11 protein-coding genes are annotated in these 11983 nt (G+C 38.3%); 5 read left to right on the top strand and 6 right to left on the bottom strand.

Annotation, left to right across the window (positions count from 1 at the left end; translation table 11 throughout):
* Positions 1 to 85 precede the first annotated feature (85 nt).
* Positions 86 to 937 (top strand): class I SAM-dependent methyltransferase, encoded by an 852-nt coding sequence (locus SB717_RS04590; RefSeq protein WP_410903337.1) that lies wholly within the window; start codon positions 86 to 88, stop codon positions 935 to 937.
* 57 nt (positions 938 to 994) lie between these two features.
* Here the strand turns inward: SB717_RS04590 and rpoN are convergent, their stop codons facing one another.
* Entirely contained in the window at positions 995 to 2332 is a 1338-nt protein-coding gene (gene rpoN / locus SB717_RS04585) for an RNA polymerase factor sigma-54 (protein WP_410903336.1), read from the bottom strand.
* Between the two features lie 221 nt (positions 2333 to 2553).
* Complete coding sequence (locus SB717_RS04580) at positions 2554 to 2901, bottom strand: winged helix-turn-helix transcriptional regulator (RefSeq protein ID WP_034668472.1); 348 nt, start codon at positions 2899 to 2901, stop codon at positions 2554 to 2556.
* 163 nt (positions 2902 to 3064) lie between these two features.
* Here SB717_RS04580 and SB717_RS04575 point away from each other — a divergent pair, with 163 nt between their 5' ends.
* A complete protein-coding gene (locus tag SB717_RS04575) occupies positions 3065 to 4048 on the top strand; it encodes a zinc-binding dehydrogenase (RefSeq protein ID WP_410903335.1) in 984 nt (327 codons plus the stop codon).
* Between the two features lie 39 nt (positions 4049 to 4087).
* Here the strand turns inward: SB717_RS04575 and SB717_RS04570 are convergent, their stop codons facing one another.
* Positions 4088 to 5872 carry an ABC transporter ATP-binding protein gene (locus SB717_RS04570; RefSeq protein ID WP_341329145.1) on the bottom strand — a complete coding sequence of 595 codons (1785 nt, stop codon included), beginning with the start codon at positions 5870 to 5872 and terminating at the stop codon, positions 4088 to 4090.
* A gap of 16 nt (positions 5873 to 5888) precedes the next feature.
* Positions 5889 to 7631 (bottom strand): ABC transporter ATP-binding protein, encoded by a 1743-nt coding sequence (locus SB717_RS04565; protein ID WP_410903334.1) that lies wholly within the window; start codon positions 7629 to 7631, stop codon positions 5889 to 5891.
* 126 nt (positions 7632 to 7757) lie between these two features.
* Between SB717_RS04565 and SB717_RS04560 the strand changes: the two genes are divergently transcribed.
* Complete coding sequence (locus tag SB717_RS04560; RefSeq protein ID WP_410903333.1) at positions 7758 to 8243, top strand: DUF6985 domain-containing protein; 486 nt, start codon at positions 7758 to 7760, stop codon at positions 8241 to 8243.
* Between the two features lie 40 nt (positions 8244 to 8283).
* Here SB717_RS04560 and SB717_RS04555 read toward each other — a convergent pair whose 3' ends face one another.
* Both SB717_RS04555 and SB717_RS04550 read right to left on the bottom strand, forming a co-directional pair.
* On the bottom strand, positions 8284 to 9834 hold the full coding sequence (locus SB717_RS04555) for a solute symporter family protein (RefSeq protein WP_144645702.1): 1551 nt from the start codon (positions 9832 to 9834) through the stop codon (positions 8284 to 8286).
* 16 nt (positions 9835 to 9850) lie between these two features.
* Complete coding sequence (locus SB717_RS04550; protein WP_410903331.1) at positions 9851 to 10192, bottom strand: DUF485 domain-containing protein; 342 nt, start codon at positions 10190 to 10192, stop codon at positions 9851 to 9853.
* A 491-nt stretch (positions 10193 to 10683) separates the two neighbouring features.
* On the opposite strand from SB717_RS04550, the gene SB717_RS04545 reads away from it, so the two are divergent.
* Positions 10684 to 10992, top strand: coding sequence for a hypothetical protein (locus SB717_RS04545; protein WP_098620827.1), 309 nt, complete (start codon positions 10684 to 10686; stop codon positions 10990 to 10992).
* Positions 10993 to 11208: 216 nt separating this feature from the next.
* A complete protein-coding gene (locus SB717_RS04540; RefSeq protein WP_045294925.1) occupies positions 11209 to 11964 on the top strand; it encodes an IclR family transcriptional regulator in 756 nt (251 codons plus the stop codon).
* The last annotated feature ends 19 nt before the right edge of the window (positions 11965 to 11983 follow it).

Below are 11983 nucleotides of genomic sequence, written 5' to 3'. Positions count from 1 at the left end.
AAAAAGAGAGTTCCAATTTAAAAAGGAACTCTCTTTTTCTTTATGTTAGTATAGGTTTACGTATAAAAGAGGGGAACGTGAATGCATGCAGCTTACAAAATTTTCGGTATATGAAAGTGATTGCGTGAAAAAGTGGCAGGAAGGGTTAAAAGAGTGGGACGGCTCAATATCGAAACGGATGATAGATGACCGGGCTGAAGATGAATTTTGGCAGCACTATCTAGAAAAAATGTCTTTTAGTTCAGAAAACGATCCTGTAGTAAAACAGCTTCAGCAAGAACTTCTTGCTTTTTTGACTCCAGGTGACGCCGTTATGGAAATTGGCCCTGGATGGGGGAACTACACGTTTTCAATTGCTGATTATGTAAAAGAACTTACGTGTATGGATTGTTCGCCAAGCATCATCCGCTATTTACAAAAACAATCGGGTGCTCGCTCTAATCTAAAGTTCATAGAAGGTAAATGGGAGTATGAGCGTCTAACAGATAACTATGATGCCGTAGTAGGAATAAACTGTTTTTACCGTATGCATAATATTGTCGATGGTCTCTTAAATATGAATGATTCGGCTAATCGTTTGGTTGTTATCGGCATGTCAACTGGTCCAGAAAAGCCTCATTACATAGAGTTACATGAAAGACTTGGGTATGAAATTAAATGGCGCCGCAAAGAATATATTGACTTACTAAATATTTTATATGAACTGGGCATTTATGCAGACTGCAAGCTTGTTCCTATAACCAAAACGGTAACGTATGAGACGTACGAAGATCTCATCAAGAAGAACTCGACCAAGGTGCTTTCTAAAGATGTTGACAAATTAGAAACTGAGAAGATTATTTTACAGCATGTAAAGAAAATAAATGACACATATGAATATACGTATCAATATCATATGGCTTTTATTTATTGGAAACCGATAAAAAGAACCCGTTGAGTAAAATCAACGGGTTCTTTTTAGTAGTGATAAAGCTGTAATTTAGAATAAGCAATATTAAAATCGTCGCCGCTTAGAAGAACTTTCGATTCCTGCTTCTTCACGGTATTTAGCGACTGTTCTTCTTGAAATTTGAATTCCTTCGCTGGAAAGAAGAGACATGAGTTTTTGATCTGAAAGAGGTTTTAATTTATTTTCTTCGGCAATTAATATTTTAATTTTTTCTTTTATAAAGGCAGTAGAATTGCTTTGTTCTCCATCATTTCGCTCTAAAGAATTGGTGAAAAAGTATTTTAGCTCAAACAGCCCGCGCGGCGTTTGAATATACTTCCCGTTCGTCGCACGGCTTACCGTTGATTCGTGACAGTCTACTTTTTGAGCAATATCTTTTAAGGTAAGTGGCTTTAGCCCCGAAATACCCGCTTCAAAAAAATCTTGCTGATGTTCCACAATGGCTTTGGACACGTTGTAAATCGTCGCATTACGCTGCTCAATACTATTGATTAGCCAAGTAGCTTCATGGATTTTTTCCTGTACGTATCGATCGGTTGTTACGCATGCAGAGTGATGAACCAGCTTTTGATAGGCACTGTTAATTTCGATGGGTGGAAGCAGCTCGCTATGAAGAGTAACATGATAGCGGCCATCAACTTTCTGTACCGTTACATCAGGCGAGATGTACTTCGTAAGCGGGACGTGGAAATCTCCTGCTGGACGAGGATTTAATGTCCGCAAGCAGTCAACAATTTCTTGTACTTCACGCATCGAAATAGAGTATTTTTTTGAAATGTTCCGATATTTTTTGTTAGCAATATCTTCAATATCGTGTTTTACCACGTCGTATAAAAAAGGAGGCTTTGACTTTTTGGCCTTAATTTGAATAAGCAGTGAATCCACAAAATTTTGAGCGCCCACGCCAATTGGATCAAAGCTTTGTAAAACGTGAATCATATCGTTGACTTCATTAATTGAAACATTCAGCAGTTCGGCTGCCAATTTTGGCTCAATTGCTAAAAAACCGTTTTTATTTAAGTTTCCAATTAGAAATTGAACGATGTGTTTTTGGTGTGAGTGTAAATGATTTAGCATAGACAGCTGCTCTAATAAATGACTCTCTAATGTCACAGTTTGATCAGATATATAATTAAACGGATTATACTCGTCATCGGTATAACCTTTTGAATATGAACGCTGCTCTTGAGTATAAAATGAATCTTTTTGCTGAGAGTCGTCAGCAGATAGTTTAATTACAGGATTTTCATTGACTTGCTGATGAAGATAATGAACTAAATCGGCCGTAGAATAATTTAAAATGTTGATAGACTGACGTAATTCAGGTGTCATGGCCAATTTTAATAGTTGTTTTTGGGATAAATTTAAACCTAATTGCATCATTGAATCACCTATCATTCTTGAATTTTATTTCGACAATTCTGGCTGCATCGTTCGACATCATCATAGCTGAAAATGCGAAAGAATTCTATAGTGTTGTCAGATGTTCTTACATAGGGGCGAATTGCAAGAAAGAGTAGGAGAATAGATAAAACAAAAACGAATAGCTCCTGAAAACAGTGACAACGGCTATTCGTTTGTTTTAACAGAGCCGCTAGGAGAACTTAGCTGCAATTTGGGGTGTTTCCCATTCTTCTATCTCCCCATGCGCACATCATATTTAAAATTTCTCGTAAGGTTTCGCCTTCTTCACTAAGTGAGTACTCTACCTTAGGAGGAACTTCATTGTAGACTTTTCTATTAACCACGCCATCTTTTTCTAATTCTTTTAGCTGTTGAGACAGCATTTTTTTGGTAATAGCAGGCATAGCTCGCTGAAGTTCACTAAAACGTTTTTCGCCTTCTTTTAAGAGGCATAAAATAACAACTTTCCATTTCCCGCCGATTACTTCAAGCGTTGCTTCAACAGGTACATTATAGTGGGGTGCTTTCACCGTTAATCCTCCATTCATAAATAGATATGAAATATGGATATAATAATTTAATATCCATAGACCTAGGTTACCGGGAAGGTACCTGGTTACATGAAAGTGCCGTCTTTTGTAAACAACATGTATTTATTATACTGAAAAAGAACTTTTAATTGAAGGAAGAAATGTAAAAGGGGAGATCTTGATGAAAGCTTTACTGTTAGAAGGCAAGGGGAAAGTAAGTGAGATGAAAGTCGGAGATATCCAAATGCCGCATCCAGCTAAAGGTGAAATTTTAGTTAAAATTAAAGCTACTGCCCTTAACCCTGTAGATTATAAAACGGGAAACGGCGGTAATCCTAGTTGGACATATCCTCACGTATTAGGACTTGATTCGGCTGGCGTTGTCGAAGAAGTGGGAGAAGAAGTCACAACTGTTAAAGTCGGAGACCGCGTTGTATATCATAGCGATTTATCAAAAAAAGGCGGGTTTGCACAATACGGAGTGACAACAGCTCACACGGTTTCTCATATTCCACAAGGAGTTTCATTTGAAGATGCTGCAGCTATTCCATGTGCGGGGTATACAGCATATCAAGCATTGTTTCACAAAATGAACGCTTCAAAAGGACAAACGATTTTAATTCACGCAGGTGCTGGAGGGGTTGGAGGGTTTGCCATTCAGCTTGCCAAAAATGCAGGTCTTACAGTGCTCACAACCGCATCTTCGGCCAATCATGAGTTTGTAAAAAGTTTAGGTGCTGATTATGTAATCGACTACCGTAAAGAAGACTTTGTGAGAAAAACGTTGGAGCTTACCGGTGGAATTGGTGTAGATTTAGTCTTGGATACCGTCGGACGGGATAATGCAGACGAGTCGGTAAAGGCTCTTGCTTTTAATGGCCAAATTGCATTCATCGCAGGACCGCCTAATGTAAACGATGCGATTTCGTTTGCGCACCCACTATCGTTTCATCAAGTTGCATTAGGAAGTGTACATCAGTCTAATAACGTAAAAGAACAGCGAAAACTTGCTGAAACGGGAAATAAAATGCTTATGCTTCTACAAGAAAATAAGCTAAATGCACTCGTGGAAAAAGTCATTTCGCTAGACGAAGTGCCAGCAGCATTAGATGAACTGGCGACTCGTCGAGTAAAAGGAAAAATTGTAGCCGTGATAGATAAATAATACAACCAAAAAAGCAAACACCATGAAGGTGTTTGCCTTTTAAATCGTAAACTGCTGCGTATAGAGCTTGTGGTAAAAACCTTGTTTCTCTAGCAGCTGACGATGATTTCCTTCTTCAATAATTTGTCCGTCTTTTAAAACAAGAATTTGATCTGCATTTTCAATTGTTTTAAGGCGGTGGGCAATCACAAAGCTTGTTTTTCCTTTTAATAGATTACTCATTCCTTTTTGAATATCAATTTCTGTTTTTGTATCAATATTAGAAGTAGCTTCGTCTAAAATTAAAATATCACAGTCAGAGAGCATGGCTCGAGCAATCGATAAAAGCTGCTTTTGACCTTCACTTAAATTTCCTCCACCGGCTGAAATCACAGTATCGTACTGCTGCGGCAGGTGCTTGATAAAAGAATGAGCATTTGCCATTTTTGCTGCGCTTTTCACTTCTTCATCGCTGGCATCTAGCCTGCCAAATCGAATGTTATCTGCAATCGTACCGGAAAATAAATAGGTATCCTGAAGAACAATGCCGATTCGGTTTCGTAAATCATGGATGTTATAGTCACTGATGGAGAGGCCGTCAATTTTAATGTCTCCGTTTGCGATGTCATAAAATCGTGTGAGCAAGTTAATGATTGTTGTTTTACCAGAACCTGTCGGACCGACCAAAGCAACCATTTCACCTTTTTTTGCTGTAAGTGTAACATTTTTTAAAATCATTTTTTCGTCAGTATAGCCAAATGATACGTTCTCAAAAGCAACGTCTCCTGCAAATTTTGTAACAGAAAGAGCGGTTGGCTTGTTTGTGACGTCTGGCTGCTCATCCATAATCGCAAACACGCGCTCTGCGCCGGCAATAGCCGAAAGAATGGTGTTTACTAAGTTTGCCATTTGACTGATTGGGCGAGAGAACTGACGTGAGTAGTTAACAAACGAAGCAATCATCCCCACTGTAACGCTACCTTGAACCGCCATAAATGCTCCTGCTCCAATCACTAGTGCTAAGCCTAAATTGTTAATAAAGTTTGTGACAGGACCTAAAAAGCCTGAAAATGTTTCTGCTTTTGTTGCTGAACTTCTCAGCTGTTCATTTCGTTCATTAAAAACAGTTAAAAAATCTTTTTCCTTACTAAAAAGCGTAACAACTTCTCCTCCAGAGATTGCTTCTTCTACAAAGCCGTTTAGTTCACCTAAGTCTTTTTGGCGTTTGACAAAATTTTCACTGCTTCGTTTTAATATTTGTCGAACGATTATAACCATCAATGGAATAACAATCAGCGTGATAATAGCAAGAATCCAGTTGAGCGAGAACATCGCAATGGTAATGCCCACTAAAGACAAAATAGAGGACAGAGCCTGAATGACGCTTTGACTCAGAGCGTTGTTTAGATTATCAATATCATTAGTAACCCGGCTCATTAACTCTCCGTGAGCTCGTTTGTCAAAAAAGCGAAGAGAGAGAGTCTGAAGCTTTGCAAATAAATCTTGGCGGAGCAAGCCAATGGTCGTAAACGAAACGTTTACCATTAAATAGGTTTGCAGCCATGTTAACAAAGATGTCGTAATGTAAATTCCTGCAAGAGTGAGTGACATTCGTATCGTTCCGCTGATATCTTTGGGAATAATATGCTCATCAATAATAACCCCAATTAAATAAGGGCCTAATAAATTAAGCAGGGAAGTCAAAATAACTAAGATTATTGCAGCTACAAGCGGAGGCTTTCGTTTCCCCATATATGACCAGATTCTGTGCAGTGTTTTTTTCGCATTCTTTGGCTTCACTACAGGACCTTTCATCATTCCTCTAGGGCCGCGAATAGAGCTCATTTGATTTTTACCTTGATTATTCACTAGGCAACACCTCTTTTCCGCCTTGTGCAAGATAAATGTCGTAATAAAGAGAGCGGTAACGAAGCAATTCTTCATGAGTCCCTTGTTCAGCAATTTTGCCTTCATCCATGACGATAATATGATCAGCGTGAAGAAGAGACGAAATTTTAGACGCAATAATAATGACGGTCGCATTCGAAAACTCTTCTTTTAAATGTGTTAGTACCTGCGCTTCTGAGACAGCATCCAACGCTGAAGTTGCATCATCAATGACCAATATAGCAGGCTTTCTAACAAATGCACGGGCGATTGAAAGGCGCTGCTTTTGCCCTCCTGATAAATTGGTAGCTCCTCTTGTTAAAGGATACTCATATTTTTCTGGGAGCTTTTCAATAAACTCCGTGGCGCATGCAAAAGCTGCAGCATCTTCAATTTCTGAGGAAGAAGCATGATCTTTTCCCATTCGAATATTCATATCAATCGTTCCGGTAAACAGCGTAGCTTTTTGAGGAATGAACCCAATGGATGAGCGAAGCTCTTTTACGTCATAGTTCGTAAGATTTTTTCCATCTACAAAAATTTCACCGCCATCAGGATCATATAAGCGCGAAATAAGTTTTGCAAGCGTCGATTTTCCGCTTCCAGTAGAGCCGATAATGCCAATGGTTTCCCCATGTGTAGCAGTAAATGAAATATCTTTTAATACGTTTTCGCCATTTTTACTGTAGCTGTATGTAACGTTTTGAAACGATAGATCACCTTTAAGTCTGTTGATTTGAGCAGCAGAGTTTGCTGGAGGAATGTCTATTTTTGTTTTTAAAACAGAATCGATTCGTTCAGCTGAAGGGAATGCGCGTGTAATTTGCATCAGCACCATGCTGCTTGACATAAGTCCGTTTAAAATAATCGTTAAGTAATTAATAAAAGCTAAAATCACACCTGCTTCAATTTTTCCTGCTTCAACTTGAAGTCCACCCAGCCATAGAGTAGCTACCATTCCGATATTTACTACAAATAAAATAACGGGCATTAAAAGCGAAATAAGCTGAACGGCACTCATATTAGCTCGCGTCAAGGAGCTGTTTGCTTCTTTAAACTGATTGATTTCATATGCTTCTCTTACATACGCTTTTACTACACGCATCCCTGATAAATTTTCTTGGACTTTTGTGTTTACACGATCAACGCTTTGCTGAACTTTTTTAAAAAGTTTTCCAGCTTTCGTGATCACAAACCAAATGCATAAAAATAAAATAGGGACGACCACAACGATAATAGGAAACAAAGAACGAGCGGTTAATAACACGATCACAATACTTCCTGCAAAAAGTAAAGGACCTCTAACTAATACTTTTAGCGTCATATTCAATGCGTTTTGAACACTCGTTACATCGTTTGTCATGACGGTAATTAAGTGACCAGTCCCTAGTTTGTCTCTGTTGCTGTTTGAGAGGTTTTCAATCTTTTCAAAAAGCGATTTCCGAATATCGGTAGAAAAATTTACTGCTGCTTTTGTGCTAAGGATGGCGCAGACGATACCAGCAGCTAAGCCAATGATTGCTAACATGAGCATAAGGATACTTCGGGTGATAACATATGTTTGATTGTTGTTTGCAATGCCATAATCAATGATATGCTGCATAATAGTAGGTTGCAGAAGGTCAGCTAACACTTCGATTACCATCAATAGCGGGGCAAACAGCGCGAGCCATTTGTAAGGTTTTAAGTAAGGGTACAAAGATTTAATTGTATTCACACATTGTGGCACTCCTTTCTGTAAAAAATATGGTAACATAGAATAAGTTTAGAAGTTTGTTTCAAGCACCATTTATTATACGCCAATGCAAGCAGAAATCCACTTTTTGAGAGGGTTAGGTATGCAATGAATCAAACATTACGAGTACATCATCCACTTTTTGGATCTTTGTTATATGACTCGGCCTGGGTTGGGGAAAAACAGGTCACTTTCTTTGGACAAAAACAACACGTGTTGCTGACAATTGATGGAGATAAAGAGAAGCCATTTCAAAAACGGCAAGAAGAGGCTTTTCAAGCATTTTGGCTTCAAAGTGAATTATTGTTAAAGAGAACGGAAAAAGCTCTTTTTGATTATTATCAACAGGTGCGAGATGAATACAGAACTCAAGTTGAAAAAGACGTGGTAGACTTATTAGTTCCGAATGTAAAAAAGCGAAAAGACATTGGTTTTTTAGTTGAGTGTATTCAAATCTTTGTTCCTAAAGCACCTCATGATACAAGAGAACTTGGGTTGTTTTTTGAATGTACGTGGGAAGAAGAGCATATGTTAGCTGTAAAGTTTAGAAATGAACAAATTGCCGCTATTGGCTTACAAGAAGATTTATTCTAGTAAAAAGCCTTGAAGCAGACTGCTTCAAGGCTTTTTGGCATTAATGTTTGACAGGCTCTTCGATTCCCATACCTGTATTTGCTTTTACTAAAATCTCATCAAATTTCTTTTCGTCTGCTTTTTTAGACGAAAGAAGTGTTCCTATAAAAGCAGCTAAGAAGCCTAGAGGAATAGAGATAATACCAGGGTTTGTGAGCGTGATGAGCGGTTCACCTACAAAGATAGCAGCTCCAGGCTCAGGTGCCCACACGTTTGGACTAATGGCAACTAAAAACAGTGAGCTGAATAGGCCAACCAGCATGCCAGTGACTGCTCCTGCTGTATTAAAACGTTTCCAAAAAATAGTAAGAAGAATAATTGGCAAGTTAGCGCTCGCTGCTACGGCAAAGGCAAGTGCAACTAAAAATGCTACGTTCATGTTTTGAGCAAATAATGCAAGAATAATAGATAGAATGGATACCCCAATAGAAGCCCATCGTGCAGCTACTACCTGTTCTTTTTCAGTTGCAGCTCCTTTACGGAGAATATGACTATAGAAGTCGTGTGCGAATGCTGAAGCTGCTGAGAGCACCAGCCCAGCTACAACAGCTAAAATCGTAGCAAAAGCTACAGCTGAGACGAACGCAAAGAGAAAGTCTCCGCCAAGAACTTGAGCGAGCAGGGGAGCTGCCATGTTTCCTGCTGCATTTGCTTTGATAATATCATCGTACCCTACGAATGCAGCAGCACCGAATCCTAAAAAGATTGTCATAATGTAAAAAACGCCAATGATCCACGTTGCATAAATCACAGACTTTCGTGCGGTGATGGCGTCTTTTACTGTGAAGAAACGAATAAGGATATGAGGCAGGCCTGCTGTACCAAGAACAAGAGCTAAATTCAACGAAATCATGTCCAGCGGATTTTTGAATTTATTTCCTGGATTTAAAAAGCCTTCACCAAGAGGAGTTGCAGTTTTCATCTCGGAAAACATTTTAGCTAAGCTAAAATCAAATTTTGAAAATACGATAATGGAAATAATGAACGTACCAATCATCAGAAGCAAGGCTTTGACAATCTGCACCCAGCTAGTCGCTGTCATTCCTCCAAATACAACGTAAACCGTCATCAAGACGCCGACAATTAAGACAGAGTACACGTAATCTAGACCAAGTAATAAATGAATTAATGCTCCTGCTCCAACGAGCTGCGCAATCATATAAAAAATGGAAATGGTGATCGTGTTTAACGCAGCAACTCCCCGCACTTTCTTTTCGTTAAAACGAGCTGCTATCATATCTGCCATCGTGTACTTTCCTAAGTTGCGAAGTGGTTCAGCGACAATGTATAACACAACGAGATAGGCAACTAAAAAGCCGATGCTGTAAAAAAAACCGTCAAATCCAGAAAGCGCTACCATTCCGGCTATGCCTAAAAATGACGCAGCAGACATATAATCTCCGGCAATCGCCATGCCGTTTTGCCAGCCGGTTAAACTTCCATCTGCTGTATAAAAGTCACTGGTTGTTTTTGTTCGCTTGGATGCCGCATACGTAATGATTAGCGTAAGACCTACAATGGCTAAAAAAAGTGAAAAAGCTAGTACGTTCATTCATTTAACCCCCTATTCAATTTGCAGCTTCTTTTTTTATCGTTTCAACAAGTTCATCAAATTTCGAGGCTCTTTTTGTGTATAAAATGCATAGGGCCCACGTCATCACAAACTGCGCAAAAGCAAATACCCACGCCCAAGTCATAGAAGCAAAAGCTGGTTTGTTTAAGACGGTTGTGTAAGCCGTTAAAATAGGCAAGGTAAAATAAAAAGCAAGAAAAAACAGAGAGAGCGGTAAAATAAAATTACGTTTTTGTTTCAAAAGTTTTTGAAATGAAGTAGACTGTACAATTTCTGTGTAATCAGGAGAGGAAGAAGCATTATTTACCTTCTTTAAAGAATTTTCATTCATTGCCAAGCGGAATTCCCCCTTTGATAATAAATAGATGAAGCAAAAAGCTTCATATCACTTAAATTATATTATTTTCGGAATAAAAAGTAAATTCTGTCTTTTTGTGAGAATGGTAACTTTGGAAGTTTTTTAATATACTAAAGATTCAAACTAAATGCATACTGCCATAATAAAAAACGAACAACATTCAATATAAAGGAAAAATCTTTCGCAACAGAAATGTTGAAATTAATCCTTAGTTTCTTTTACATATAAAGCTTTTCTTTATTATTTAAACGTTATTTTTTTGTTTGATCTTTTGAAAAGCAAAAGAAGATGATGATAAAATCATAAGCACACAATAATGTTAGACAGGAAACGGGTTGAGAAAGTACGCTATTATTTAGAGATGGTTATAAATAGACAAGGTATTATGAAAGATTTCTATAAGAATGAGATTTTTTCTTTATAGTAAATAAATAATGTGACTACTTATTTAAAAGAGAAAAGGTGAAATGATGGCATTTGGAATCAAACGCCCGGAACTAAACGCATGGAAAGCAGCTGTTAAGCGAGGAGAGATTGCCTTTTTAACTCATTACTGGCTTGATGAGCGTTTTCCATATGCAACTACCGTAACAAAAGTAGGTTGCAGTGACTTAAATAAGCTGATTAAGTGGGGAGAAAAGTATGGTATTCCCGCTAAGTATATTGATAATCGATCCGGCTATCCTCATTTCGATTTACTAGGCGAGCGTCAGAAAGAAATTATGAAAAAGGAAAATCAGCTGGAGCAGCTGAAGCGATTTGAAGAAGTTAACGAGTGAAAAGCAAAGCTAATTTGAAAAACTGTAAAAAAATTCTATTGTTAAGGCTTTTTTTATGTTTAAATAGAAAAAACAGTGGAATAGATTAAGAAGAACAATTACGTTATATATTCTCTCATACAGGGAAAGTAACTTAGGTTAGTTTCCTTATTTGATACGATAAAGAGCTTTGTTTTATAATAAAATTGTTGTTCGGATAAAAGGAGGAAGAAGGGCATGTCCGAGGTTGGAACTTTAAAAAAAGGATTAGATATCTTCTCTTTGCTTTTAAACCGTCCGAATATGACTATTCCAGAAATGATGGAAGCGCTCGGTTTTAATAAGAGTACGATGTATCGTCTTGTGAGCACGCTTGAACAAAACGGATTTATTGTAAGAAACCCGTCTAACCGCTATACGGTTTCACCTCAACTGGTGCTGGCACTCGTGCAAAATACGATGCATACGAATTATGAGATGAATTGGCTCTCTGTTCCTGCTATGCAGAAGCTGAGTGAAGAGACCAATGAGACCATTTACGCGGGAATTCTCCATCATAAACAAATGGTTACAACTCAGGTGGTGAACGGGCAATATAGCACTCGTACACATTCCGAAGTAGGAAATAAAAAGCCGCTTCATGCAAATGCTATTGGGAAGTGTATTCTTGCTTATCAAGAGGACAGCGTGCAAAAATCTATTCTTCATGAACTTTCGCTTGAAGCCTATACAGATCGAACGATCACCGAGCTGGACGAGCTTGAAGCTGATTTGGCTTTAAGTAAGGAAAGAGGATATGCTGTCGATGATGAAGAACGGGAGCCTGGCGTTCGCTGTATTGCAGCTCCTATTTTCAGAAAAGGAAAAATAATGGCAGCTATTGCTTTATCAGGTCCATCCGTTCGTATTTCACAAGAGAAAGACGAAGAACATGCTGCGCTTGTTAAGCAGTGCGCAGAACAAATTTCACAAGCAATTACTCTTTACGAATAATTCAACAGTAAAAAAAGGG

Source organism: Priestia sp. SIMBA_032, assembly GCF_046535215.1.
GTDB classification, from domain to species: Bacteria; Bacillota; Bacilli; order Bacillales; family Bacillaceae_H; genus Priestia; species Priestia aryabhattai.
The sequence above is the reverse complement of the archived record's forward strand: the minus strand, read 5'-3'. Positions and strand labels throughout refer to the sequence as shown.